Source organism: Streptomyces sp. NPDC021020, from assembly GCF_044333285.1.
Taxonomy (GTDB): domain Bacteria; phylum Actinomycetota; class Actinomycetes; order Streptomycetales; family Streptomycetaceae; genus Actinacidiphila.
Map to the genome: position 1 here is coordinate 386314 of NZ_JBIRQQ010000005.1, position 25195 is coordinate 411508.

Consider the following 25195-nt stretch of genomic DNA (forward strand, 5'->3'; position numbering starts at 1 on the left):
GCGCGGTGAGGACGAAGGAGAACACGGAATGTCCGGCGACAGCGCAGGAGGTGGACCGGTGACGGCCGCGGCGGCAGAACTGCCGCACGGGCGGCAGCGGTTCCTGGTGCCGCTGGTGGCGCACGCCCGGTGGATGACCGCCGGGTGCGTGGCCGGCACCGCGGCGGGCCTCGCCGTGGCACTGTCGGTCGGCAGCCAGGAGCAGGACTGGGAGACCTTCAACCTGACCGGCCAGCTGGTCCTGCTGGGCGTCTTCCTGGTCGTCGTGCCGTGGGCGCAGCTCAGGCAGAAGACCCGGCGTTCGCTGGCCGAGGGCTACGCGGCGGCGGTACCGCTCCAGGCGCCGCCGGCCGTGCGGCGCGACCACGAGGGGCGGGACGCCGTCCGGCGCCGGCTCGCCCTCGACGCCGCCGTGACGGGGCTGGTCGGCGTGCTGCTCGCGCTGTTCGGCGTCTGGCGGCTGCATGTGCCGCTCCTCGTGCTGCTGCTGCCGCTGCTCTTCGCGGTGTTCGCGGTCGGGACGCGCAGCACCCGGCGGTGGGAGCGGGAGCACGGCGTCGTCCTGTGGCGGCCGGCGCTCGGCCGGGCCGTCGGGACGAAGGGCCCCGGGCTGTACGTGACGCCCGCGGAGGTGAGGCCGCCCGTGTAGCGCGGTGGGCCCCGCGGTGCCGCGGGGCCCACCTGTCACGGCCGCACCCCGGTTCAGCTGGGGCGGACCGCGCCCGCGAAAGGCATTTCGCTGATCGGCGCGATCCGCACCGTCGAGCCGGGGTGCGGTGCGTGGATCATCTTCCCGCCGCCGATGTAGATGCCGACGTGGCTCACACCCGAGTAGAAGAAGACCAGGTCGCCGGGCTGGAGCTGGTCGCGCGAGATGCGCGGGCCCGCGTTGATCTGGGTGTACGTGGTGCGCGGCAGCGACACACCCGCCGCCTTCCACGCCGCCTGCGTCAGGCCGGAGCAGTCGTACGCGCGCGGGCCCGTCGCGCCCCACACGTACGGCAGGCCGAGCGCCTGGTAGGCGAACGCCACGGCGCGGGCGGCGCGCGGCGAGGGGGCCGCGACCGCGGGCAGCGGCGCGGGGGCGGTGCCGTGCGCGGGGGCGGTGTCCTGCGCCGGGGGGCCGTCGTCCGCCGCGAGGGCCGCGCGCTGGGCGGCGGTCAGCCGGGCCAGCAGCGCCTGGGCGGCGGCGAGCTTGCCGGTGACGGTGCGGCGGTGGGCGGCGACGGCGGCCTGCGCGGTGCGCAGGGCGGCGAGCTTGTCGGTGGCCTGCGCGCGGGTGCTCGCGATGTCGCGCTGCTGGGAGGCGAGTTGGCGCAGCGTCACGGACTGGCGGGTGCCGGCCTGGTCGAGGAAGGCGGCGCGCTCCAGGTAGGTGCTCGGGGAGGAGCTGAGGGCGAGCTGCAGCAGCGGGTCGATGCCGCCGGTGCGGTACTGGGCGGCGGCGAGGCTGCCGAGCGCGTCCCGCGTGGTGTTGAGGGCGGCGGTCTTGCGGGCCAGCTCGTCCTGGAGGGCGGTGACCGCGGAGTTCGCCCGGTCGGCCTGCTCCGTGGCGCCGTCGTACTCCTGCGTGGCCTGCTCCGCCTGCTGGTAGAGCGTCGCGACCTGGGCGCGTACCTGGTCGGGGGTGAGCTGTGGCTCGGCGTGCGCGGCCTCGCCGAGCAGGGTCACGGAGGCGGCCGAGGCGAGGGCCAGGGTGACACCGACCCGTTTGGTGGCCGCGGAGGGACCGCCGGCTAAAGGAGGGCGCCTGCGGTGCGCGGCGGGGCCGGTGGGACTGCCGGCGGGACTGTGTGAGGCCATCGCGGCCGTCACTCCTTCCAGGGAACGGCCCGGCGGCGCCTGCACGGGGGGTCAGGGCGCCGCCGGGCCTTCGGCGGGGGTGGCCGAGTGCCGTCCACGAGCCGGGACGGCAGTGGGGTGTCGGCCACCTGAGGAGCGACGCTAGACCCGCCGGGGGCGGGAAAGGGGCGCGTTGACCGGGATTGGCCTCATCCGGTCACCTCTGCGCGCTTTCGACCGCCGTTCGACGGGTGACCCGCCCGCATATGCCCGCAGCCTGACCGGATGCCCCGGATCCGTACGACCGACGTACGGGCAGGGGCGCGGTCAGGCTGCGGAGGAGAGGCCGCGCGGGCGCCGGGGTCAGGCGACCCGGCGCGCCTGGGAGAAGGGCATCCAGCTCATCGGGGCGACCTCGACGACCGCGCCGGTGTGCGGGGCGTGCACGATCTGGCCGTTGCCGAGGTAGATGCCGACATGCGAGTTGCCGGAGTAGAAGAAGACCAGGTCGCCGGGCCGCAGATCGGCCTTCGAGACGGCCACCCCGTCGTGGATCTGGTCCTGAGTGGTGCGCCCGAGGGTCACGCCCGCCGCGCGGAAGGCGGCCTGGGTGAGCCCGGAGCAGTCGTACGAGCCGGGGCCGGTCGCGCCGCGCACGTACGGCTTGCCGCGCTGCGCGAGGGCGAACTGGATCGCGGCGGCGGCACGGCCGCTCGCGGGGCCGGAGTAGGTGTAGTCGCTCTTGGACGACGAGCCCTTGTGGATGTTCGCGACCTGGGCGCGCTGCTGGGCGGTGAGGCTGTTGAGCAGCTTCTGCGCCGCGGCGAGCTTGGTCTCCATCGTCTTCTTCTGCGTCGCGAGCTGCTGCTGCGCGGTGGTGAGCTGGGCGAGGCTCGCGGTGGCCTGCGCCCGCTTGATGGAGGCCTGCTCCTGCTGGATCTGGAAGTTCTTCAGCGCCGCGGTCTGGCTCGCCGACAGCTGGTTGAGCGTGTGCGACTGCTCCAGGAAGGCGGTCGGGTCGCTGGACAGCAGCAGCTGGACGGTCGGGTCGATGCCGCCGTCGCGGTACTGCGCGCTCGCGAACTGGCCCAGCAGCTGCCGGGTGGCGTTCATCTGCTCGGTCTTCCGGGCGACCTCGCCCAGCAGCGTGTTGGTCTTGTCGCGCTGCGTCTTGGTGTTCTCCACCGCCTGGTTGTAGGCCTCCGTCGCCACCTCGGCCTGCTCGTTGAGGGTGTCGATCTGCTGCTTGACCTCGGCGATGGTGGGCTTCGGTTTGGCGGGCGTGGCACTGGCGCTCTCGCTGAGCAGGGTGACGGAGGCAAGAGCCGCGGCCGTGACCCCGACCGCCGCGCGCGGGGCGGTGACGGCCAGCAGGCTCTGACGCGGCTTGCGGTGCGACGCCACGAAGGCGACTCCTTCCGTGAACCGCCGACCGGGTTAGCTGACGGGTTCGGGCCGGGAAGGTTGGCCCTACGGTCCGGCGCCTCGCGGCACCGTGTCCGATTCACCCCAACTGTGCTTGGTGGGTCCCCGGTTCCGGCCTGGGCCGGATTGAGCGGAGGTGAGACGCTGCCGGTGCGGTCACCGGCGGAGAACGTATCGCCTAGCGGGCTACCGTAGCCAAACTCTCCCGGGTCTGGGAAGTTTGGATCGGAACGTGACCGAAATCGCTTTGTGATCTTACGGTTCGTGACCGTGCGCCATGACGCCGGTCAACGTTCCCCGACGTCGGTCAGTACGGGCGGACCACGCCGTAGATGGGCATCTCGGTGATCGGCGCGATCTTCACGACGGTGCCGGTGTGCGGCGCGTGGATCATGTTCCCGCCGCCGATGTAGATGCCGACGTGGCTGTGGTCGCTGTAGAAGAAGACCAGGTCGCCCGGCTCCATGTCGGACTGCGACACCCGGGTGCCGACGTTGACCTGCTCGCCGGTGGTACGCGGCAGCGTCACGCCCGCCGCCTTGTACGCCGCCTGCGTCAGGCCCGAGCAGTCCCACGAGCCGGGGCCGGTCGCGCCCCACACGTACGGCTCGCCGATCTGGGCGCGGGCGAACGCGATGGCCTTGTCGGCGAGCGAGCTGTTCGCGGCGGAGGAGGTCGAGGTGGTGGAGCCGGCCTGCTGGGCCTGCTTGGCCGCCGCGTCCTTCTTCGCCTGCTCCTGCTTCGCGATCGCGGCGGCCTTGCGCGCCGCCTCCTCCTCCTGCTTCTTCTCCAGGGCCGCGAGCCGCGCCTTCTCCTGCGCGGTCAGGCTGTTGAGGAGCTGCTGCGCGGCGCCCAGCTTCTTCGCGACATCGGCCTTGGCGGTCTTGAGCTGCGCCTGCTTCGCGGTGAGCGTCTGGAGGGCCTGCGCGGCCTGGATGCGCTTCTGGGTCGCGTCGGCCTGCTGCACCCGGAAGTCCTCGACGGCGGCCTTCTGCCGCTTGCCGAACAGGTCGGTCAGGTGCCGCTGGTCCAGCAGGTCCTGCGGGCTGGCGGCGAGCAGGTAGGTGGCGGTGGAGTCGTCGCCGCCGCTGCGGTACTGCGCGGCGGCGTAGATGCCCAGCTGCCGGCGGGACTCGTTCAGCGTCTGCGTCTTCTGGGCGGCCTGCGTCAGCAGCGTGTTGACCTTGGTGTTCTGCTGGCTGGTGGCTTCCTTGATCCCGTTGTAGTTCTCGGTGGCCACCTCCGCGTCGTGCTGGAGGGCGTCCACCTTCGCCTTCACCTCGGCGATCGAGGGCTGCGGCGACGGGGCCTCGGGCGCGGCGCTCGCCGCCTCCGCGAAGATGGTCATCGTGGCCAGCGCGGCGGTCGTCAGCCCCACGGCCGTACGCGGCCCCGGGCTGCTGAGTATCGCGGTGCGGGACTTGCGGTGTGTCGCCATGCCCGACGGACTCCTTTCGGACGCTGCCTGGTGCGGCACCGTAACCAAGTGCCGCAGCGAGGGGAAGGCCGGTGTCCGGTTGGCCCCGATACCTTTTCGTAATCAATTCTGATTCTCACCGAGTGTGATTCGCGCGCTACGGGGAAAGGGGCCGAACCGGACGTCGCTGTCAGTACGGGCCTCTAGACTCGGGAGGCGATGAGCAGCCTCTTTGACGACGACTTCCTCGCCGGCCTCCAGTCCGGTCTGCACGTGGCCCCCGAGCCCGCCGACCCGGACGCCCCGCCGCCCCCGGAGGACCTGGAATCCGGCGGCGGCGCCCCGGCCGGCGAGCGCGACGCGTACTACCGCAACGGCGCCCCGCGCCCCGCCACCGACCCCGCGCAACTCCTCGAAGGGCTCAACGAGCAGCAGCGCGCCGCCGTCGAGCACGCCGGCGGGCCGCTGCTCATCGTCGCCGGCGCGGGCTCCGGCAAGACCCGGGTGCTCACCCACCGCATCGCCCACCTGCTCGCCGCGCGGCACGTCCACCCCGGCGAGATCCTCGCGATCACCTTCACCAACAAGGCCGCGGGCGAGATGAAGGAGCGGGTGGAGGAGCTGGTCGGCCCGCGCGCCAAGGCGATGTGGGTGTCCACCTTCCACAGCGCGTGCGTGCGCATCCTGCGCCGCGAGTCCAAGGTGCTCGGCTTCACGTCGTCCTTCTCCATCTACGACGCGGCCGACTCCAAGCGCCTGATGGCCCTCGTCTGCCGCGACCTGGACCTGGACCCGAAGCAATTCCCGCCGAAGTCCTTCAGCGCGAAGATCTCGAACCTCAAGAACGAACTGGTCGACGAGGAGACCTTCGCCGGGCAGGCCGAGAACGGTTTTGAGAAGAAGCTCGCGGAGGCGTACGCGCTCTACCAGGCGCGGCTGCGCGAGGCCAACGCGCTCGACTTCGACGACATCATCATGACGACGGTCAACCTGCTCCAGGCATTCCCCGACGTCGCCGACCACTACCGGCGGCGCTTCCGGCACGTCCTCGTCGACGAGTACCAGGACACCAACCACGCGCAGTACACGCTGGTGCGCGAGCTGGTCGGGACGGGCGAGGAGGCGGGGGAGCTGTGCGTCGTCGGTGACGCGGACCAGTCGATCTACGCCTTCCGCGGCGCGACGATCCGCAACATCCTCCAGTTCGAGGAGGACTACCCGCAGGCCCGCACGATCCTGCTGGAGCAGAACTACCGTTCCACCCAGACGATCCTGTCGGCCGCGAACGCCGTCATCGAGCGCAACGCCGGCCGCCGCGCCAAGAACCTGTGGACGGAGGCCGGCGACGGCCCCGTCATCACCGGCTACACCGCCGACCAGGAGCACGACGAAGCGCAGTTCGTCGCCGACGAGATAGACCGCCTCACCGACGCCGGCGACGCCCGCCCCGGCGACGTCGCCGTCTTCTACCGCACCAACGCGCAGTCCCGTGTCTTCGAAGAGGTCTTCATCCGCGTCGGCCTGCCCTACAAGGTCGTCGGCGGCGTGCGCTTCTACGAGCGGCGCGAGGTCCGTGACGTCCTTGCGTACCTACGCGTGCTGGCCAACCCCGAGGACGGCGTCCCGCTGCGGCGGATCCTCAACGTGCCCAAGCGCGGCATCGGCGAGCGCGCCGAGGCGATGGTCGAGGCGCTCGCGGCCCGCGAGAAGATCTCCTTCGCCGCCGCGCTGCGCCGGGTCGACGAGGCGTACGGCATGGCGGCGCGCTCGTCCAACGCCGTCAAGCGCTTCACGACGCTGATGGACGAGCTGCGCACCGTCGTCGAGTCCGGCGCGGGCCCCGCCGTCGTCCTGGAGGCGGTGCTGGAGCGCACGGGCTATCTCGCCGAACTGCAGGCCTCCACCGACCCGCAGGACGAGACCCGGGTGGAGAACCTCCAGGAGCTGGCCGCGGTCGCCCTGGAGTTCGAGCAGGAGCGCGGCGAGGAGGAGCCCGGCTCGCTGGCGGAGTTCCTGGAGCGCGTCGCCCTCGTCGCCGACTCCGACCAGATCCCGGACGACGACGAGTCCGGCGGCGTCATCACCCTCATGACGCTGCACACCGCCAAGGGCCTGGAATTCCCGGTCGTCTTCCTCACCGGCATGGAGGACGGCGTCTTCCCGCACATGCGGGCGCTGGGCCAGGTCAAGGAGCTGGAGGAGGAGCGGCGGCTCGCGTACGTCGGCATCACACGGGCCCGCGAGCGGCTCTACCTGACCCGGTCGATGATGCGCAGCGCCTGGGGACAGCCCGCCTACAACCCGCCCTCGCGCTTCCTGGAGGAGATCCCGGACGCCCTCATCCAGTGGCGGCGCACCGGCTCCGACGCCAAGGGCCCCGGCGGCGGGGGCGGCAGCCCGGCCTCCAAGGCGGCCGCGTCCCTCTCCTCGACCCTCGGCTCCGGCACGGGCGCGGGGCGGCGCGGCGCGGGCGGCTTCGCGACCCGGCGCGGTGCGGCCGACCGCCCGGTCATCTCGCTCGCGGTCGGCGACCGTGTCACGCACGACCAGTTCGGGCTCGGCACGGTCATCGCGGTGACCGGCCGGCCGGGTGACGAGAAGGCGACGATCGACTTCGGCGACGAGCGGCCCAAGCAGCTGCTGCTGCGGTACGCGCCGGTGGAGAAGCTGTAGCCGTTGTCGTTGCCGCAGGGATCGGGGTCCGCGGGGCTTGCGCTTCGCGGGCCTGCGGGTCCTGCGGGCTCGCGGGCCTCAGCGCGGGTCGAGGCCGTGCTTCAGGAGCCACGCCAGCGGGTCGATGGGGGAGCCGCCGTTCGGGCGGACCTCCAGGTGCAGGTGCGGGCCCGTGGTGTTGCCGGTGTTGCCGGAGTAGGCGATCACCGTGCCCGCCTTCACCTTGCCGCTGCGGATCTTCGTGCTGCTCAGGTGGCAGTACCAGGTCTCGGTGCCGTCCGGCGCGGTGACGATGGCCATGTTGCCGTAGGAGCTGTTCCACTGGGTGCGGACCGTGCCGTCGGTCACCGCCATCACCGGGGTGCCGACCATGACCGGGAAGTCGATGCCGGTGTGCACCGACATCCAGTTCACACCCGACTGCCCGAAGTACGCGCTGAGCCCGTGCTGCTTGACCGGCAGCAGGAACTTCGGCCGCAGCGCTTCCTTGCGGGCCGCCTCGGCCTCGGCCGCCTTCTTGGCCGCGGCCTGCCGGTCCTTGAGGTCGATGCGCTCCTGGGTGCGGCTCGCGCGGTCGGCGAAGTCGCTGGCGTCCGCGCTCACCCCGGCGAGCTGCCGGTCGAGCTGGGTGGTGGGCGCCTTGCCGCCGCTCGCGTCGGCGTCCGCCTTGCCGCTGTCCTGCGCCACGCCCACGCCGGTCACGGCCGCGGCGCCGACCGCCGCGACGCCCATCACGGCGACCGACGGCACCGCCACGGTGAGCAGCGCGGAGCGCCGCGCGGGCTTGCGGCGGCGGCTGCGGGCGGCGGGCGCGGCGGGGTCGGGGCCGTCGGCGGCGAAGTCGTGCCGCTCGTCGGGGGAGGGGGCGGTGGGCGCGCCGAGGTCGTCGAGCCCGTCGAGGTCGAGGTCGCTGAGGTCGGGGCCGAGGCCGGAGCCGGGGTCCGCGGCGGGCTGCGCGGCTTCGGGCGCGGCGTATCCGTACGGGTCGGGGGCCGGCGCGTCGTAGCCGTAGTGCTGCTGCGGGCCGGGCTGCGGGGCGTAGGCGTCGTAGCCGCTCGCCGCCGCGTACGGGTCATGGGGCTGGGCCTGCGGCTGCTGGGGCTGCGGCGGGAACTGCTCGTAGATCCCGGTGTCGCCGCCCGCGTCGTAGCCGTAGCCGTAGCCGTACGCGGGGTAGCCGCCCGAATCCCAGTCCTGCGACGGGTGGCCGGGCTGGGCCTGCGGCTGCGCCTGGGGCTGCTCGTACGACGCGAACTGGGTGGCGTCGAAGGTGCCCGTGTCGTAGTACGTCGTCCCGGAGGGGTACGCGTACGGGTCGTAGCTCTGCTGCTGGGCGTTCGGGTCGTAGCCGTACCCGTAGCCGGTGCCGTAGCTCACGTCCTGGGCTGCCTGCGGCTGGTCGTAGCCGTAGCCGGGGGCCTGCTGCGGGATGTAGCCGTACGTCCCGGTCGCGGTGTCGTCCGCGAAGGCGGTGCCGACAGCCTGGTAGGCGCCCGTGGAGTAGGCGTCGTACGGGTAGGCGTCGTGGTCGGGGGTGTGGCCCGACGGGTGACGTTCGTTCACCGCCAGCTTCTCTTTCGCCTCGGCAGCAGGAGAATCAGCGGTGACTGTAGCCGCCGGTAGGGGACGGGGACAATCTCTGCCCGGAGCGTGACGTCCGCCTTGCCCGGTGTTCGGTCGATATTCGACCGTTATGTGTCCGTTATGCGGCCTCGATCGCCGGACGCAGCGGACCGGCGCCCAGCAGCGCCCTGCGGATCTCCGCCACCACGGTGCCGTGCACCGGCAGGGCCAGATGGCCCACGCCGCTGACCTTGACGTTTTCCGCCGGCAGATCCGGATGGACCAGCCGGGCCGCCTCCGCCGGGATCATCAGTTGGTCCAGATCGCTCCAGAAGGCCACGAACCGCGTCCGGCACCCGGGTGACGGCGCGGCGAGTTCCTGGAGCACCTCGGAGCCCGGCCGCAACTGCCGGATGATCGGGTGCGGCGCGAGCACCGGCACCGCGCGCGTGCCCGCGTGCGGTGTCCCCAGCGTGACCAGCGTGCGGACGCGGTGGTCGCCGCCGAGCCGCTGGACGTAGTAGCGGGCGATCAGACCGCCCAGGCTGTGCCCCACCACGTCCACCCGGCGGCGGTGGCTCCGCGCGCACACCTCCTCCACATGGCGGCCCAGCATCTCCGCGGCCGTGCGGATGTCGCCGATCAGCGGCGAGTAGTTCAGCCCCTGGACCTGCGGCCAGCCGTGCTCGTGCAGCGAGCGGCGCAGGACGGAGAAGGTGGAGCGGTTGTCGACGAAGCCGTGCAGGAGGAGGACGGGCGGGCGCCCCCTCGCCGCCGCCGTACCGCGGACGTGGCCGTGCGTGCTCGCGGGGTCGCTCTCCCGGGCGGACGGGAGCTCGTGCCCGTGCTGGTTCTCGGCCTCGTGCTCGTGCTCGTGCTCGGGGAGCATGCCGGTGGGGTAGAGCACCAGGTGGCGGGCCAGCACCGCGAGGTCGGCGGCGGTGGCCCTGGCCAGGCCCACGCTGTGCCACAGGCGGCTTGCCGGGTGGTCGGGGTGGTCGGGGTCGTTCGTGGGGTCGGGGTAGGGGTCGGGGTCGTTCGGGCTGTTCGGGCGGTCGGAACTGTCCGTGCCGTCGGGGCCGGCCATGGCCCACCTCCCGTCGCGGCCCGGATCCGCACCGACCCGGGCACGCACCGGAGAAACCGCCGCTCGGGCGGGCGTCCGCGGGGTGCCCGCGGGCGATTCCGCGGATGCCGCACCGCCGCGCCCTGCGGCTGGGAGCGCGGCAATGCGGCGTCCTGACAGCGGCTCCTCAGAACCAGACGAGTCGGCGTACCGCCCGGGCGCGTCCCGTGCCCGCTCGCGGCCCCACCGGCCCGACCTTGCGGGGAATGTGTCCCACTGTGTGATTTCCCCCTCGGTGCCGTCCGTAAAACTGACGCCCGGCGGAGGGTGGAGATAACGTTCGTTCACACGGTTCGCGCACAGTGCGGTCCACGGGCGGCCGGACGGGTCGGCGCGGGGGCCGCGTACGCATGGAGGCAGAGATGGGTGTGTCCGGTCCGATCCGCGTGGTGGTCGCCAAGCCGGGGCTCGACGGCCATGACCGCGGGGCCAAGGTCATCGCCCGCGCCCTCCGGGACGCCGGCATGGAGGTCATCTACACCGGCCTCCACCAGACGCCCGAGCAGGTCGTCGACACCGCCATCCAGGAGGACGCCGACGCGATCGGCCTGTCCATCCTCTCCGGCGCCCACATGACCCTCTTCGCCAAGGTCGTCGAACTCCTCAAGGAGCGCGACGCCGCGGACATCACCGTCTTCGGCGGCGGCATCATCCCCGAGGCCGACATCGCCCCGCTCAAGGCGCTCGGCGTCGCCGCGATCTTCACTCCCGGGACGCCGACCGGCGACGTCGTCGAATGGGTCACCGCGAACGTCGCGACCGCGGCGTAGGCGCTGCGCTGCCTGCCGTAGGTGTGCGGGGCGCGCCGGCCGCGCCCCATTGCCCGTCCCGGAATGCCGCGGGGCGGGCAAAAAAATAGCGGCAAGGACGTCGTACTTTCCTTGCCACTCTTAACTTATAGCGCACAGGGGGGCTTGCGGCAAGGCCCGTCCGATACCGCACAATGACCGGCCCGAGGTGCTGTGGGCTGCGGAAACGCGGATTTCCCGGCCGGCGCGCCGCGGATCGGAATGCACCCTCGGCGAACGGGCAATACCGAATGACTGACGTGATCGTGATCGGCGCCGGGCCCACCGGCCTCATGCTGGCCGGCGAGCTGCGGCTGTACGGCGTACGCGTGCTCGTCCTGGAGCGGACACCCGGACCGGTCGACCAGCCCCGCGGGCAGGGGCTGCACACCCGCAGCGTCGAGATCATGGACCAGCGCGGCCTGCTCGACCGCTTTCTCGCCATCAGCGAGAAATTCCAGGTCGGCGGCTTCTTCGGCGGCATCCACAAGGACTGGCCCGCGACCCTCGACACCGCCCACCCCTACGGCCTGGCCGTCTCGCAGCCCGCCACCGAGCGGCTGCTGCGCGAACACGCGGAGCGCCTCGGCGCGGAGATCCGCTTCGGCAGCGAGGTCACCGGCGTGGAGCAGGACGAGGACGGTGTCGCGGTGGGGCTCGCGGACGGTACGCGGGTGCGGGCGCGGTACGCCGTCGGCTGCGACGGCGGGCGCAGCGCCGTCCGCAAGGCCGTCGGCGTCGGTTTCCCCGGCGAGCCCGCGACCGTCGAGACACTGCTCGGGCACATGACGCTCACGGAGGAGCCCGAGACGATCGCCGCCGTCGTCGCGGAGGTCCGCAAGACGCAGCTGCGCTTCGGCGCGCACCCGCTCGGGGGCGGGGAATACCGCATCATCGTGCCCGCCGAGTCCGTCTCGGAGGACCGGGCGGCCCCCACCCTCGACGAATTCCGCGCCCGGCTGCGCGCGTACGCGGGCACGGACTTCGGGGCGCACTCCCCGACCTTCCTCTCCCGCTTCACCGACGCCACCCGGCAGGCCGAGCGCTACCGGGTCGGCCGCGTCCTCCTCGCCGGCGACGCCGCGCACATCCACCCGCCGACCGGCGGGCAGGGCCTCAACGTCGGCGTGCAGGACGCGTTCAACCTCGGCTGGAAGCTCGCCGCGCAGGTCGCGGGCCGGGCGCCCGAGGGCCTGCTCGACTCCTACGAGGCCGAGCGGCACCCGGTGGGCGCGGCCCTCCTCGACAACACCCGCGCCCAGATCATGCTCCTCGGCACCGAGCCGGGCGCGGTCGCGCTGCGGGGGCTGCTGTCGCGGCTCATGGACTTCGAGGACGTCAACGCGTATATGACGGGCCTCGCTACGGCGGTGGGGGTCCGGTACGACCTCGGCGACGACGAGGCGGGCCTGCTCGGCCGGAGGATGCGGGACCTCCCGCTTCCCGGCGGCCGGCTCTACGAGCGCATGAGGTCGGGGCGCGGTGTCCTCCTCGACTCCACGGCTTCCCTCTCGGTGACCGGCTGGTCCGACCGCGTCGACCTCGTCCCCACGGAGCGCGCCCTCCTCCCGTCCCCGGCGCTGCTCCTACGCCCCGACGGCCACGTGGCGTGGCTCGGCACCGAGCAATCCGCGCTGCGCGCGCCGCTGGAACGGTGGTTCGGCGCGCCGACGCTGTGAGGGGTTACCCGGCGGGGCATCGCGCACTCCGTGCGTGGGTGGGGTCGGGTGCCACTCCGGGGGTACCTCCTCGGAATGCGCGTCTGACGTCATGGGGTAGGTGGCGGGTCTTGCGTGCGCATTCCTCCGGGGGCACCCCCGGATCGTCCCCCTCTGGGTTGTACGGCGGGCTCGCCGCCGATGGTGGTGCGGTCCCACTGGTGGACGGATAGCCGACGTCTTACCCGCACGGGTGGTGCGGGTGGGCAAACCCCGCGCCGTTAGGCGCGGGTACCCCCCGAGGCGGGAAGCCGCACGCGCAACTCAAGCCCCGAGCGGTCGGAGCTCAGAGAGCATGGCGGCGCGCAAGCGAAGTGTGCCGGCGAGGCGCTGGAAGGCCTCGGCCCAGTACGCGGAGGCACCCGGCGCGCCGTCAACCGCTTCCTCGCCGGCCGCGGCGAGGAGAGCGACCTGCTCGGCCCCCGCCGGGTCGAGGCAGCGCTCAGCGAGGCCCATGACACCGCTGAAGCTCCAGGGATAGCTGCCCGCGTCCCGCGCGATGTCGAGCGCGTCGACCACCGCGCGGCCGAGGGGCGCGGCCCACGGGACGGCGCACACCCCGAGCATCTGGAAGGCCTCGGAGAGGCCGTGCGCGGCGACGAAGGACGCGACCCAGTCCGCTCGTTCGGCGGCGGGGAGTATGGAGAGGAGCTTGGCCGGGTCGCCGATGGCGACGGCGGGTGCGGCGGGCGCGGGCGGCGGTCCGAGAAGGGCCCGCGCCCAGACGGCGTTGCGCTGCCGGACGGCGGCCCGGCACCAGGCGGCATGCAGGTCGGGCTGCCAGTCGTCCAGCACGGGCAGGGCGACGATCTGTTCGGCGCGGCGGCCGCCGAACCGTGCGGACCACAGGGACAGCGGCGCCGCGTCGACCAGTTGTCCGAGCCACCACGCGCGTTCGCCGCGGCCGTTCGGGGGCCGGGGGGCGACGCCGTCCCGCTCCATCGCGGCGTCGCACTCGTAGGGTGCCTCCACGACGATGCCCTCGGGGCCGAGCGACACGCAGGTGCGGGCGCGTACGGCCATGCGTGCGGCGAGCGCGGACTCCGGGAGCGCGGAGAGCAGTTCCGCCGCTGTCGCCCGTACGTTGCGGCTGCGGTCGGACAGCGCCTGTTCGAGGAAGGTCTCGTCCGCCGCGGAGAGCCCGGTGCGCAGCGAGTCGAGGAACATCAGCCGGTCCTCGGCGCGCTCGCTCTTCCAGGTCGCCGCGAGGAGTGCGAGCCCGGTGTCGGGGGCGGTCGTCCGCAGCCGGGCGAGCAGCGCGACCCGCTCGGCGAACAGCCCCTCCTCCCACAGCCGCGCGGCCTCCTCCTGGTCCTGCTCCGTCGCCGCGGGCACCGCTGCCGCGCCCGCGCGCAGCGCGTACGCCCAATCCGGGTTGAGCTGCGCGAGCCACCGGCCGCGGGGCCCGGCGAAGGCGAGTGCGTCGGCCCGCAGGTCCGTACGGGCCCGGGCCACGTCCAGCAGCGCGGGCAGCAGCTCGGGCGGTACGGCGTAGCCCTCGCGGCAGGCGGCCGCGAGCCACTGGGGGAGCAGCTCGGCGAGGTTGGGGGCGGCGCCGCGCCGGTTGCCGCCACCGCCGCCGGAGCGGTCGGTGAGGAGCGTGGCGAGCCGCCGGCGGGCGGCGGGCGGCAGTTCGGGCCGCCGGTCCGGGGCGGCGGGCCTGGGCCGCGGACCGGACGTACCCGGCAGCAGTCCGGCGCGCCGCCGTACGACACCGGCCGCGGCGGCGTCCAGCAGGCTCGACGCGGCCTCGGCCGCGTCACCTACGACCCCGGCCGGGCGGCGCCGCTCGGTGCCGAGCAGTGCGATGCCGATGAGGTCGTCCCACGCCATCTCCATGCGCTTGCCTCCTCGCGGTGGGCGGTCGTCCTTGTCGGTGCGGTTGCCCCGTGCCCTCTCACACGGGGAGGGGGAGGGGCGACTCCGGTGGCCAGGCCGCGAGCGGGCGCAGGCCGGTGGGGGTGGCCTCGGCGAAGAGGGTGACGGGGTGGCCGCCGGATATGGAGGCCAGGCGCCACAGCGGGGCGGGGCTCGTGAGGGGGGCCGCCGCCTCGGACGTCGCGTCGGCCACCTGCCAGTGGTCCTGGCCCGGGAGGGGCACGACGTCGGCGAGGACGACGGGGAAGGCGTCCAGCCAGGGGTCGTCGGCCAGCGCCGTGCCGTACGCGTCGAGGGCGGCGGCCACCGAGGTGCCCGGCGGGGTGCGGTCGGGGGCGCCCGTCGCGAAGACCTCGCCGAGCACCGCGCGCAGCGGCACCGCGGCCGGGTGGTAGGCCAGCTCCGCGTCGAGGACCGAGCCGACGGGCAGCGTCAGTTCGGGGGCGCGGCCCGCGGCGCCGAAGGAGAGGAGCAGGGCGAAACGGCCCGACGCGGTGTCATGGAGCCATGTCCGGCGGGTGGTCAGCCGCTCGTCCGGCGTGTCGTACTGCGCGAGGACCAGCCACTGCCCGCGGATCCGCGGCCCCGCCAGGACCTCCGCGGATTCGACGGTGAAACCGATGCGCGTGCGTACCGTCTCCGCGAGGGGGCCGGGCAGGCGCTCGCGGCCGAGGTAGCCGCGGGCCAGCAGATGCAGGAGCCCCGTCTCCTCCAGCATCCGGGAGGGCCAGTCGCCGCCCGCCGTGGCGGCGGCCCCCAGCGTGCGGACCCGGGAGGCGAGACCGGGGGCCTGGGCGTCGACCATCCGGGCCGCCATCTCGTCCCACTGCTGGTGGCCCGCGCGCTCCGCGCCCGCGAGGCCGCCCCGCAGCAGGTCGGTGAGGCGCTGCTCCAGCTCGGCGGCGCCGCCCTCGACCCGCACCGCGCGCCGCTCGGCCCGCTTCCGCGCCGCGTCCGCGGCGGACGGGCCGGGCGCGGGCTCGTCCTCCTCGGTGACGGCGGCGGCCGCCTCCGCCTTCTTGCGGCGGGCCGTGAGCCACTGCTCGGCCCACTCCGGCGCGACCGCCCCCGCGGCGACCGCCCCTTCGTCACCGGCCCACAGTAAAAGCAGCCCCAGCGCGTGCTTGCACGGGAACTTCCGGCTCGGGCACGAGCACGCGTACGCGGGCCCGCGCAGATCGACGGCCGTCTGGTACGGACGGCTGCCGCTGCCCGCGCACAGGCCCCACACCGCGTCGTGCGACGCGCCCGCGCCGGACCACGGCGCGCGCGTCGCGAGCCGCGCGCCCGCGGTGCGTGACGCCGCGTCAGGCGCGAGTCCGAGCACCTGGTCGGCTGTCCACCGAGCTTCCGTTTCGTCCATGCCCACCACGCTAGGGCCACCCACTGACAATCGCCCTGACCTGCGCGGACAGCGGACGGTGACGGATTGTCAGTGGTGGGGTGCACAGTGGGATCAGCACGGACCGAGGGGGTCCGTTCGAACGAGTGGGGGAGAGCCATGAGCGCTTCGACGAGCGTCGCGGCCGGCACCGAGGAGGCCCTGCGGCCGCACGCGGAGGAGACCTTCGCGGCCGAGCTGGCCGCCCTCGCCGCCGCCGACGACCGCCCGCGCCCGGCGCGCTGGAAGCTCTCGCCCTGGGCGGTGGCCACCTACCTGCTCGGCGGGAGCCTCCCGGACGGCACGGTGGTGACCCCTAAATACGTGGGCCCGCGCCGGATCGTCGAGGTCGCGGTGACGACACTCGCGACGGACCGGGCGCTGCTGCTGCTCGGTGTGCCCGGCACGGCGAAGACCTGGGTGTCGGAGCATCTGGCGGCCGCGGTCAGCGGCGATTCGACGCTGCTGGTGCAGGGCACCGCGGGCACCCCGGAGGAGGCCATCCGCTACGGATGGAATTACGCACAGCTGCTCACGCACGGCCCGAGCCCGCAGGCGCTCGTGCACAGCCCGGTGATGCGGGCGATGGCGGAGGGCCGCATCGCGCGCGTGGAGGAGCTGACGCGCATCCCGGCCGACGTGCAGGACACCCTCATCACGATCCTGTCCGAGAAGACGCTGCCGATCCCCGAGTTGGGGAGGGAGCAGCAGGCCGTCCGCGGCTTCAACCTCATCGCGACGGCCAACGACCGCGACCGCGGGGTCAACGAGCTGTCGAGCGCGCTGCGCCGCCGCTTCAACACGGTGGTGCTGCCGCTGCCCGCGAGCGCGGAGGACGAGGTGGAGATCGTCGCCCGCCGCGTCGCCCAGATAGGACGCGGCCTCGACCTGCCCGCCGCCCCGCGCGGCGCCGACGAGATCCGCCGCGTCGTCACCGTCTTCCGCGAGCTGCGCTCCGGCGTCACGGAGGACGGGCGCACCAAGCTCAAGTCCCCGTCCGGCACGCTCTCCACGGCCGAGGCGATCTCCGTCGTGACGAGCGGCCTCGCCCTGGCGGCCCACTTCGGCGACGGTGTGCTGCGCGCCCCCGACATCGCCGCGGGCCTCCTCGGCGCCGTGGTCCGCGACCCGGCGGCGGACCGCCTGATCTGGCAGGAGTATCTGGAGACGATCGTCCGCGAGCGCGACGGCTGGAAGGACTTCTACCGCGCCTGCCGTGAGGTGTCGTCATGAGGCCGCCCCGCGCGGCGGGCGTACGGGCAGGTGCGGCCTCGCCCGCCAGGGCGTTCGGGAAGGGGGAGCGTGTGACGGGATCCGCGGTGCGGGAGCCGTTCGCCGGGGCGGGATCCGTCCGGGGGCAGGCGGTCCCTGGGGCCGGGACCGGCCCCAGGGCGGAGGGGCAGCGGTCGGAGGAGGTCGACGACATGGGCGGGGTGTCCGGGCCGCGGGGGAAGGCGCGGGATGTGCTGGCCGCGACCGTGGTGGCGCGCGGGACGGGGGATGCGGTGCTGCTCGGGGTGCGGCACCACGGACCCGGGTCCGCGCGGGCGGTGCTCGCCGCGCTGGAGGCGTATCGGCCGCAGGCGGTGCTGATCGAGGGCCCGCCGGAGGCCGACGCGCTGGTGGCGCTCGCCGCCGATCCGGCGATGCGCCCTCCGGTCGCACTGCTGTCGCACGTGCTCGACGATCCGGCGCGGGCCGCCTTCTGGCCCTTCGCGGAGTTCTCCCCCGAATGGGTGGCCTTGCGCTGGGCGGCCGCCGCAGGCGCGGAAGTCCACTTCATCGACCTCCCCGCCGCCGTCACCCTGGCCCTGCGCCCCTCCCCGGAGGAGCTGGCCCTGACCGAGGGCGCTGACGACGCAGACGGGGCCGGGCCTGGGCCCGGGATGGCGCCGGATGCGCCAGCGCCCGTGCCGCGGGAGGCGTCTGCCCGGACGGGGGGTCCTGGCGGCCCGGACGGAGAGCTCCCGGACGCCCCCGGACCTGCACTCGGGGTGGCGCCGGGCGCGACCGCGCCGGTGCCGCCGGGGGAGTCGGCCCAGGCCGAGGGGCCTGGCGGGGCGACGCCGGGTGGCCCCGGGCCTGCACTCGGCGTGGCGCCGGGCGCGACCGCGCCCGTGCCGCGGGAGGTGTCTGCCCGGACCGGGGGTCCTGGCAGCGCGGGCGGCTCGGGTGGCGCCGGGCCCGTGCCCGACGCGGCGCCGGACGGGGCCGCGCGGGTGCCGTCCGGGGGGTCGGCCCAGGCTGAGGGGCCTGGCGGGGCGGCGCCGGGCGCCCCTGGCCCCGGGCCCGAGCCCGGGGTGGTGCCGGGCAGCCCTGGGCCGGGGGGCGGCGGGGGTGCCGCGCCTGCGGGGGAGGCGGACGTACGGATCGATCCGCTCGCGGTCCTCGCGGAGACGGCCGGGTACGACGACCCGGAGCGGTGGTGGGAGGACGCGGTCGAGCACCGCGGAGACGGCACGGGCGGCGGGGAGGCCGACCCGCTCGCACCGTTCGCCGCGCTCGCCGAGGCGATGGGCGCGATCCGCGCCGTGCACGGCGACGGTGGCCACCCCCACGACGCCGTGCGCGAGGCACACATGAGGCTGCGGCTGCGCGAGGCCCGCCGGGCGCACGCGCGGACTGCCGTGGTGTGCGGCGCCTGGCATGTGCCCGCGCTCGCCGAGCGGACGGCGGTCGCCGCGGACCGGCAGCTGCTCAAGGGCCTGCCCAAGGCCCGGGTGGAGACGACCTGGGTGCCCTGGACGCACCGCAGGCTCGCCCGCGCGAGCGGCTACGGCGCGGGTATCGACTCGCCGGGCTGGTACCGCCATCTGTTCACCGCGCCCGACCGGCCGGTCACCCGCTGGATGACGAAGGTCGCCGGGCTGCTGCGGGAGGAGGACATCCCGGTCTCGTCCGCGCATGTCATCGAGGCGGTGCGGCTGGCCGAGACGCTCGCCGCGCTGCGCGGTCGGCCGCTCGCCGGGCTCAGCGAGGCGACGGACGCGGTGCGCGCGGTCATGTGCGACGGCTCCGACGTGCCGCTCGCCCTGATCCGCGACCGCCTGGTGGTCGGGGACGCACTCGGCGAGGTGCCGCCGGACGCCCCCGCGGTGCCGCTGGCCCGCGACCTGGCCCGGCAGCAGCGCACGCTGCGGCTCAAGCCCGAGGCGCTGGAGCGCCCCCTCGATCTGGACCTGCGCAAGGACACCGACGCGGCCCGCAGCAGGCTGCTGCACCGGCTGGCGCTGCTCGACGTCGGCTGGGGAGAGCCGGCTGGCGGCCGGGGGAGCACGGGCACCTTCCGGGAGCAGTGGCGGCTGCGCTGGGAGCCCGAGCTGGCGGTGCGGGTCGCGGAGGCGGGGATCTGGGGGACGACGGTCGCGTCCGCCGCGGCGGCGAAGGCGGCGGACGCGGCGGCGCACGCAGGGACGCTCGCCGAGGTCACGGCGCTCGCCGAGACGTGCCTGCTGGCCGGCCTCGGGGACGCGCTGCCCGTGGTGATGCGGGTGCTGGCGGATCGCGCGGCGCTGGACACGGACGTGGCGCATCTGGCGGCGGCGCTGCCCGCGCTGGTGCGGGCGGTCCGCTACGGGGACGTGCGGGGGACGGACGCGGGGGCGCTCGGCGAGGTCGCCGAGGGCCTGGCCCTGCGGATCTGCGTCGGGCTGCCGCCCGCCTGCGCGGGACTGGACGCAGACGGGGCGACCGCGATGCGCGAGCACCTCGACGGGGTGCACCGCGCGGTCGCGCTGCTGCCCGACCCGGCGCTCCGGGACCGCTGGGCCGCGGCCCTGCGCGGGCTCGCCGAGCGCGCCGACCGGCCCGGCGGGGCGCCGGGCGGCATACCCGGGCTGCTGCGCGGGGCGGCGGCCCGGCTGCTGCTCGACGACGGGCGGCTGACATCCGAGGAAGCCGCCCGGCTGATGGGCCTGACGCTCTCCCCGGGCACCGCCCCGGCGGAGGCGGCCGGCTGGATCGAGGGCTTCCTCGCGGGCGGCGGCATGCTGCTCGTGCACGACGAGCGGCTGCTCGCCCTGCTGGACACGTGGATATGCGCGGTGCCGCCCGCGGCCTTCACGGATGTGCTGCCGCTGCTGCGGCGGACGTTCGCGGAGTTCGAGCCGGGCGTACGCCGCACGGTCGGCGAGCTGGTGCGCCGCGGCCCGGCCACGGCCCGCCGCCCCGCCCCTGCTTCCGCGGAACCCGGCCTGCCCGGCTTCGCCCCGACCCTCGACCCCACCCGCGCGGCCGCCGCGGCCCACACCGTCCGCCTGCTGCTCGGCACGACCACGACCACCGACCTGGGAACCCACCCCACCGGGGGAGCCTGACGATGACGAATCCCCCCCACCACACCGAAGCGCCCGCCTCTGCCGGGCAGCCCGCCGCCTCGCCGCCCCCCGCCCCCGGGCGGCCCGACGCCACGACCTCCCCTGCCCCCACGGCGGCCGCCGCCGCCACACCGCCCGCCCCCGCGCCGCTCGGCGGCAGCGCCGCCCTCCGCCCCACCGGCGCGGCAGCTGCTCCCGCCGGGGAGAGCGGCGCCCCTGCCCCAGCCCCCGCGCCCGGCCCCGCGGCGCCCGGCACCCCCGCCCCCGCACCCACCGCCCCCGCGCCCGGCACCACCCCCGCCCCCGCCGGAGGCGAGGAGCGGTTGCGGCGGTGGCGGATGGTGCTTGGTGGAGGGGCTGGGGCGGAGGGGACGGGGTATGTGCCGGCGGGGCGGGATGCGGGGATGGACCGGACGCTCGGGGCGCTCTACGGGGGGAGCGGGGCGGCGGGCGGGGAGCGGGGGGCCGGGCTGGGCGGGTCGGCGCCGCAGGTCGCGCGCTGGCTCGGGGACATCCGCCGGTATTTCCCGACCTCCGTCGTGCAGGTGATGCAGCGGGACGCGATCGGCCGGCTCGGCCTGTCCGCGCTGCTGCTGGAGCCGGAGATGCTGGAGGCGGTGGAGGCCGACGTCCACCTCGTCGGCACGCTGCTGTCGCTCAACAAGGCGATGCCCGAGACGACGAAGGAGACCGCGCGGGCCGTGGTCCGCAAGGTCGTCGCGGACCTGGAGGCCCGGCTCGCGACGCGTACCCGCGCCACGCTGACCGGCGCGCTGGACCGGTCGGCCCGCGTCGGCCGGCCGCGCCACCGCGACATCGACTGGGACCGTACGATCCGCGCCAACCTGCGCCACTACCTGCCGGAGCACGGCACGGTCGTGCCGGAGCGGCTGATCGGCTACGGGCGCGCCGACCGCGCGGTGCGCAAGGACGTCGTGCTGTGCATCGACCAGTCGGGTTCGATGGCGGCCTCCGTCGTCTACGCCTCCGTCTTCGGCGCGGTGCTCGCCTCGATGCGCGCGATCGCGACCTGCCTGGTGGTGTTCGACACCGCGGTGGTCGACCTCACCGACCAGCTGGCCGACCCGGTGGACGTGCTGTTCGGCACGCAGCTCGGCGGCGGTACGGACATCAACCGCGCGCTGGCGTACTGCGCCTCGCAGATCACCCGTCCGGCGGACACCGTGGTCGTCCTGATCAGCGACCTCTACGAGGGCGGCATCCGCGACGAGATGCTGAAGCGGGTCGCGGCGATGAAGGCGTCCGGCGTGCAGTTCGTGGCGCTGCTCGCGCTGTCGGACGAGGGTGCGCCGGCGTACGACCGGGAGCACGCGGCGGCATTGGCAGCACTCGGCGCGCCCGCGTTCGCCTGCACGCCCGACCATTTCCCCGATGTCATGGCGGCGGCCATCGAGAAGCGCCCGATCCCGATACCCGAGGCCTGAGGCCCCACCGCGCCCGCTGGGCCCCGCCCCCCAGGGGCGCCGTCGGGGCTGGCCCGAACGGGCGTGTTGTGACCGTTCTCACCGCTCACGGGCATGCCCGGATTTCGGCAGCGCCGCCGCGCGGCGATAACCTGCAAGACGGACATGCCGCGTACTCGGACACCGCGTGCGCTTATCTGGTGACAGCTGGTGGTGCAGTCGCCCTGCCCGTGCGGCACGCCCAGCCGGCAGGCGGCGCTGTACGTGTTCACGACGGCAGCCTCCCGCCGACGCCGTACACCATCCGGGCTTAACTACCAGCCGATTCCATGGAAAAGGGAGACGGACGCGCGTGGACCTGTTCGAGTACCAGGCGAGGGATATCTTCGCCAAGCACGGGGTACCGGTGCTGGCCGGTGAAGTTATCGAGACGCCTGAGGCGGCGCGCGAGATCACCGAGCGGCTCGGCGGCAAGTCGGTCGTCAAGGCCCAGGTCAAGGTCGGTGGCCGTGGCAAGGCGGGCGGCGTGAAGCTGGCCGCGACTCCGGACGAGGCCGTCGCCCGCGCGACGGACATCCTCGGCATGGACATCAAGGGCCACACGGTCCACAAGGTGATGATCGCCGAGACGGCCCCGGAGATCGTCGAGGAGTACTACGTCTCCTTCCTCCTGGACCGCGCGAACCGCACCTTCCTCTCCATCGCCTCCGTCGAGGGCGGCATGGAGATCGAGGAGGTCGCGGCGAACCGCCCCGAGGCCGTGGCGAAGACCCCGATCGACGCGATCGACGGTGTCGACAAGGCCAAGGCCCAGGAGATCGTGGCCGCCGCGAAGTTCCCGGCCGAGGTCGCCGACCAGGTCGCGGACGTGCTGGTGGGCCTGTGGGAGGTCTTCGTCAAGGAGGACGCCCTCCTCGTCGAGGTCAACCCGCTGGCCAAGGTCGCCTCCGGCAAGGTCATCGCGCTGGACGGCAAGGTGTCGCTGGACGACAACGCGGAGTTCCGCCACCCGGACTTCGAGGAGCTGCACGACAAGGCCGCGGCCAACCCGCTGGAGGCCGCCGCCAAGGCCAAGGGCCTGAACTACGTCAAGCTCGACGGCCAGGTCGGCATCATCGGCAACGGCGCGGGCCTCGTCATGAGCACCCTCGACGTCGTCGCGTACGCCGGTGAGGCGCACGGCGGCGTGAAGCCCGCCAACTTCCTGGACATCGGCGGCGGCGCCTCCGCCCAGGTCATGGCCAACGGCCTGGAGATCATCCTCGGCGACCCGGACGTCCGCTCCGTCTTCGTCAACGTCTTCGGCGGCATCACCGCGTGCGACGAGGTCGCCAACGGCATCGTCCAGGCGCTGAAGCTCCTGGAGGACCGCGGCGAGCAGGTCACCAAGCCGCTCGTCGTCCGCCTCGACGGCAACAACGCCGAGCTGGGCCGGAAGATCCTCACCGACGCCGCGCACCCGCTGGTGCAGCGCGTCGACACCATGGACGGCGCGGCCGACAAGGCCGCCGAGCTGGCCGCCGCGAAGTAAGCAGAGGACGAGGACACACACCACCATGGCTATCTGGCTCACCAAGGACAGCAAGGTCATCGTCCAGGGCATGACCGGCGCGACCGGCGTCAAGCACACCAAGCTGATGCTGGGCGACGGCACCAACGTCGTCGGCGGCGTCAACCCGCGCAAGGCCGGGCAGAAGGTCGACTTCGACGGCACCGAGGTACCGGTCTTCGGCAGCGTCAAGGAGGCCATCGAGGCCACCGGCGCGAACGTCTCGGTCATCTTCGTGCCGGAGAAGTTCACCAAGGACGCCGTCGTCGAGGCGATCGACGCGGAGATCCCGCTCGCCGTCGTCATCACCGAGGGCATCGCCGTGCACGACTCGGCCTCCTTCTGGGCGTACGCCGGCAAGAAGGGCAACAAGACCCGCATCATCGGCCCGAACTGCCCCGGCATCATCACCCCGGGCCAGTCCAACGTCGGCATCATCCCGGGCGACATCACCAAGCCGGGCCGCATCGGCCTGGTGTCGAAGTCCGGCACGCTGACGTACCAGATGATGTACGAGCTGCGTGACATCGGCTTCTCGACCGCGGTCGGCATCGGCGGCGACCCGATCATCGGCACGACGCACATCGACGCGCTCGCCGCCTTCGAGGCCGACCCCGACACCGACCTGATCGTCATGATCGGCGAGATCGGCGGCGACGCCGAGGAGCGGGCCGCGGACTACATCGCGAAGAACGTGACGAAGCCGGTCGTCGGTTACGTCGCGGGCTTCACCGCGCCCGAGGGCAAGACCATGGGCCACGCCGGCGCCATCGTCTCCGGCTCCTCCGGCACCGCGCAGGCCAAGAAGGAGGCCCTGGAGGCCGCGGGCGTCAAGGTCGGCAAGACGCCGTCCGAGACCGCGCGGCTCGCCCGGGAGATCCTGGTCGGCTGACGCCCCGCGTCCACCGCGGACGGCCCGCTCCCCGCTCGGGGGGCGGGCCGTCCGCCGTTCCAGGACCGGACCGGACCCGTTCCCGTTCCCGGACTCGGACTCGGACTCGGACCGGATCGCTCAGCGTGCGGGCTGCGCCGCCTGCCCGTGCGGGGGTACGGGGTCGTGCCGGTGGGATTCGCCCGGCCGCTGCGGTCCGACGATCATTCCGACGGTCGTGACCAGCAGCACCGTCCCGGCCGCGGCGAAGGACGCGAGCGTACGGCGCCGGGTCCCGCGCTCGCTGGCCTCGCGTACGCCCGCGGGCCGCGCGGGCACCGCCGCGGCGCCGTCCGGCACGGGAGGCGGTTCGGGTACGGCCGCGAGCAGCCCGGCCAGCTGCTCGGCCGCGTCGCCCCCGTCGTACGCGTCCGGCACCGCCGCGGCCAGCTCGCGGCGGGCCCCGATGATGCGGGACGCGGCCGTGGCCGGGCTCGACTCGACCTCGGCGGCGGTGCGCACCAGGCTCATCCCGAGCCCGTCGTGCAGCAGCAGCGCCCGCCGCCGCTCCGGGTGCAGCCCCACCAGCGCGCGCCACAGGCCGTCCTCGGGGGCGGGCACCGGCGGGCGCCTGCGCACCCGCTTCCAGTGCCGCTGCCAGGGCGCGAGCGCGTACGTGTGCGCGGCGGCCCGCAGCCAGCCCGCCGGGTCGCTGTCCCGCGCGATCTCCGGCCAGCGCTGCCAGGCCTGGTCGAACGCCCGCCGCACCGCCTCCGCGGCCAGCTCCGCGTCTCCCGTGAGGACGACCACCTGCCGCCGCAGCGGCCCCGCGCACCGCAGGTAGAGAGCGTCGAACGAGGCTTCGGGGTCGAGGGTGTCGGCCGGGTCGAGCAGGGTGGCGCCCGGGTCCGCGACCGCCGGACCGGGCTCCCGCGACCCGCGCAGCGGCAGGATCTCGGCGGCCACCGCGGGATAGACGGTGACCGCCCGCACCGGAAGGGCCCCCGCCGGGGCGGCGACGGACCGGGACGCGGAAGCGGCGGAAGCAGCGGAGAACGCGGGAGCGGTACGGGCCCGGCCGGCGGGCCGGGGCCGGGACTTGTGGGGCCGCTTGCCCCTGCTCACGGGGTACGCCTGCTCACGGGGAGACCTCTCATCTCATCCGACTCGTCATACACATCAGACGGTCTGAAAAAAGCACGTATATGCCTCACCATGGGCGACACGACGACCAACCGCCCGCTGCGCGGGCGAAACGGGTGTTGTTGGCACCATGGGACGCCG

The 25195-nt window shown here is 74.3% G+C and carries 17 protein-coding genes and 1 riboswitch; of the genes, 9 read left to right on the top strand and 8 right to left on the bottom strand.

The features are described from left to right. Positions 1-28 precede the first annotated feature (28 nt). Positions 29-649: a hypothetical protein gene (locus ACH4SL_RS16970; protein WP_398446038.1), complete on the top strand. Its 621-nt coding sequence runs from the start codon at positions 29-31 to the stop codon at positions 647-649. Positions 650-702: 53 nt separating this feature from the next. On the opposite strand, the gene ACH4SL_RS16975 is transcribed toward ACH4SL_RS16970, so the two are convergent. From ACH4SL_RS16975 to ACH4SL_RS16985, 3 genes are all read right to left on the bottom strand, one after another. Continuing rightward, positions 703-1803 (bottom strand): NlpC/P60 family protein, encoded by a 1101-nt coding sequence (locus ACH4SL_RS16975; protein WP_398446040.1) that lies wholly within the window; start codon positions 1801-1803, stop codon positions 703-705. A gap of 342 nt (positions 1804-2145) precedes the next feature. After that, positions 2146-3186: an NlpC/P60 family protein gene (locus tag ACH4SL_RS16980; RefSeq protein WP_398446042.1), complete on the bottom strand. Its 1041-nt coding sequence runs from the start codon at positions 3184-3186 to the stop codon at positions 2146-2148. A gap of 6 nt (positions 3187-3192) precedes the next feature. Then, positions 3193-3350, bottom strand: a riboswitch (cyclic di-AMP (ydaO/yuaA leader). Positions 3351-3514: 164 nt separating this feature from the next. Further along, positions 3515-4645, bottom strand: a complete 1131-nt coding sequence (locus ACH4SL_RS16985; RefSeq protein ID WP_398446044.1) for an NlpC/P60 family protein — start codon at positions 4643-4645, stop codon at positions 3515-3517. Between the two features lie 198 nt (positions 4646-4843). Between ACH4SL_RS16985 and pcrA the strand changes: the two genes are divergently transcribed. Next, positions 4844-7297 carry a DNA helicase PcrA gene (gene pcrA / locus ACH4SL_RS16990; RefSeq protein ID WP_398446046.1) on the top strand — a complete coding sequence of 818 codons (2454 nt, stop codon included), beginning with the start codon at positions 4844-4846 and terminating at the stop codon, positions 7295-7297. Positions 7298-7375: 78 nt separating this feature from the next. Here pcrA and ACH4SL_RS16995 read toward each other — a convergent pair whose 3' ends face one another. Beyond that, positions 7376-8860: a M23 family metallopeptidase gene (locus ACH4SL_RS16995; protein ID WP_398446048.1), complete on the bottom strand. Its 1485-nt coding sequence runs from the start codon at positions 8858-8860 to the stop codon at positions 7376-7378. Between the two features lie 139 nt (positions 8861-8999). Then, a complete protein-coding gene (locus tag ACH4SL_RS17000; protein ID WP_398446050.1) occupies positions 9000-9947 on the bottom strand; it encodes an esterase/lipase family protein in 948 nt (315 codons plus the stop codon). Positions 9948-10348: 401 nt separating this feature from the next. On the opposite strand from ACH4SL_RS17000, the gene ACH4SL_RS17005 reads away from it, so the two are divergent. Both ACH4SL_RS17005 and ACH4SL_RS17010 read left to right on the top strand, forming a co-directional pair. Then, positions 10349-10756, top strand: a complete 408-nt coding sequence (locus ACH4SL_RS17005) for a cobalamin B12-binding domain-containing protein (protein ID WP_031516380.1) — start codon at positions 10349-10351, stop codon at positions 10754-10756. A 269-nt stretch (positions 10757-11025) separates the two neighbouring features. After that, on the top strand, positions 11026-12453 hold the full coding sequence (locus ACH4SL_RS17010; protein WP_398446053.1) for an FAD-dependent monooxygenase: 1428 nt from the start codon (positions 11026-11028) through the stop codon (positions 12451-12453). A gap of 303 nt (positions 12454-12756) precedes the next feature. Here ACH4SL_RS17010 and ACH4SL_RS17015 read toward each other — a convergent pair whose 3' ends face one another. Together ACH4SL_RS17015 and ACH4SL_RS17020 are read right to left on the bottom strand one after the other, a co-directional pair. Further along, the gene (locus ACH4SL_RS17015) at positions 12757-14331 is read right to left on the bottom strand and encodes a DUF5691 domain-containing protein (RefSeq protein ID WP_398446055.1); all 1575 of its coding nucleotides are present in this window, start codon (positions 14329-14331) and stop codon (positions 12757-12759) included. A 58-nt stretch (positions 14332-14389) separates the two neighbouring features. Beyond that, positions 14390-15733 carry an SWIM zinc finger family protein gene (locus tag ACH4SL_RS17020; protein WP_398446057.1) on the bottom strand — a complete coding sequence of 448 codons (1344 nt, stop codon included), beginning with the start codon at positions 15731-15733 and terminating at the stop codon, positions 14390-14392. Positions 15734-15871: 138 nt separating this feature from the next. On the opposite strand from ACH4SL_RS17020, the gene ACH4SL_RS17025 reads away from it, so the two are divergent. From ACH4SL_RS17025 to sucD, 5 genes are all read left to right on the top strand, one after another. After that, positions 15872-16984: an AAA family ATPase gene (locus ACH4SL_RS17025; RefSeq protein WP_398446059.1), complete on the top strand. Its 1113-nt coding sequence runs from the start codon at positions 15872-15874 to the stop codon at positions 16982-16984. Between the two features lie 191 nt (positions 16985-17175). Then, positions 17176-20067, top strand: coding sequence for a DUF5682 family protein (locus tag ACH4SL_RS17030; protein ID WP_398446647.1), 2892 nt, complete (start codon positions 17176-17178; stop codon positions 20065-20067). A 338-nt stretch (positions 20068-20405) separates the two neighbouring features. Further along, positions 20406-21512: a VWA domain-containing protein gene (locus ACH4SL_RS17035; RefSeq protein ID WP_398446649.1), complete on the top strand. Its 1107-nt coding sequence runs from the start codon at positions 20406-20408 to the stop codon at positions 21510-21512. 331 nt (positions 21513-21843) lie between these two features. Beyond that, positions 21844-23022, top strand: coding sequence for an ADP-forming succinate--CoA ligase subunit beta (gene sucC / locus ACH4SL_RS17040; RefSeq protein ID WP_398446062.1), 1179 nt, complete (start codon positions 21844-21846; stop codon positions 23020-23022). A gap of 25 nt (positions 23023-23047) precedes the next feature. Then, complete coding sequence (gene sucD / locus ACH4SL_RS17045; RefSeq protein ID WP_031516364.1) at positions 23048-23932, top strand: succinate--CoA ligase subunit alpha; 885 nt, start codon at positions 23048-23050, stop codon at positions 23930-23932. Positions 23933-24052: 120 nt separating this feature from the next. Here the strand turns inward: sucD and ACH4SL_RS17050 are convergent, their stop codons facing one another. Then, the gene (locus ACH4SL_RS17050; protein ID WP_398446064.1) at positions 24053-25036 is read right to left on the bottom strand and encodes an RNA polymerase sigma factor; all 984 of its coding nucleotides are present in this window, start codon (positions 25034-25036) and stop codon (positions 24053-24055) included. Positions 25037-25195: the final 159 nt, after the last annotated feature.

Coding starts and splice junctions, on each gene's coding strand:
- ACH4SL_RS16970 (WP_398446038.1), top strand. CDS start 29: ATGTCCGGCGACAGCGCAGGAGGTGGACCGGTGACGGCCGCGGCGGCA.
- ACH4SL_RS16975 (WP_398446040.1), bottom strand. CDS start 1,803: ATGGCCTCACACAGTCCCGCCGGCAGTCCCACCGGCCCCGCCGCGCAC.
- ACH4SL_RS16985 (WP_398446044.1), bottom strand. CDS start 4,645: ATGGCGACACACCGCAAGTCCCGCACCGCGATACTCAGCAGCCCGGGG.
- pcrA (WP_398446046.1), top strand. CDS start 4,844: ATGAGCAGCCTCTTTGACGACGACTTCCTCGCCGGCCTCCAGTCCGGT.
- ACH4SL_RS17000 (WP_398446050.1), bottom strand. CDS start 9,947: ATGGCCGGCCCCGACGGCACGGACAGTTCCGACCGCCCGAACAGCCCG.
- ACH4SL_RS17005 (WP_031516380.1), top strand. CDS start 10,349: ATGGGTGTGTCCGGTCCGATCCGCGTGGTGGTCGCCAAGCCGGGGCTC.
- ACH4SL_RS17010 (WP_398446053.1), top strand. CDS start 11,026: ATGACTGACGTGATCGTGATCGGCGCCGGGCCCACCGGCCTCATGCTG.
- ACH4SL_RS17015 (WP_398446055.1), bottom strand. CDS start 14,331: ATGGAGATGGCGTGGGACGACCTCATCGGCATCGCACTGCTCGGCACC.
- ACH4SL_RS17020 (WP_398446057.1), bottom strand. CDS start 15,733: ATGGACGAAACGGAAGCTCGGTGGACAGCCGACCAGGTGCTCGGACTC.
- ACH4SL_RS17025 (WP_398446059.1), top strand. CDS start 15,872: ATGAGCGCTTCGACGAGCGTCGCGGCCGGCACCGAGGAGGCCCTGCGG.
- ACH4SL_RS17030 (WP_398446647.1), top strand. CDS start 17,176: ATGGGCGGGGTGTCCGGGCCGCGGGGGAAGGCGCGGGATGTGCTGGCC.
- ACH4SL_RS17035 (WP_398446649.1), top strand. CDS start 20,406: ATGGTGCTTGGTGGAGGGGCTGGGGCGGAGGGGACGGGGTATGTGCCG.
- sucD (WP_031516364.1), top strand. CDS start 23,048: ATGGCTATCTGGCTCACCAAGGACAGCAAGGTCATCGTCCAGGGCATG.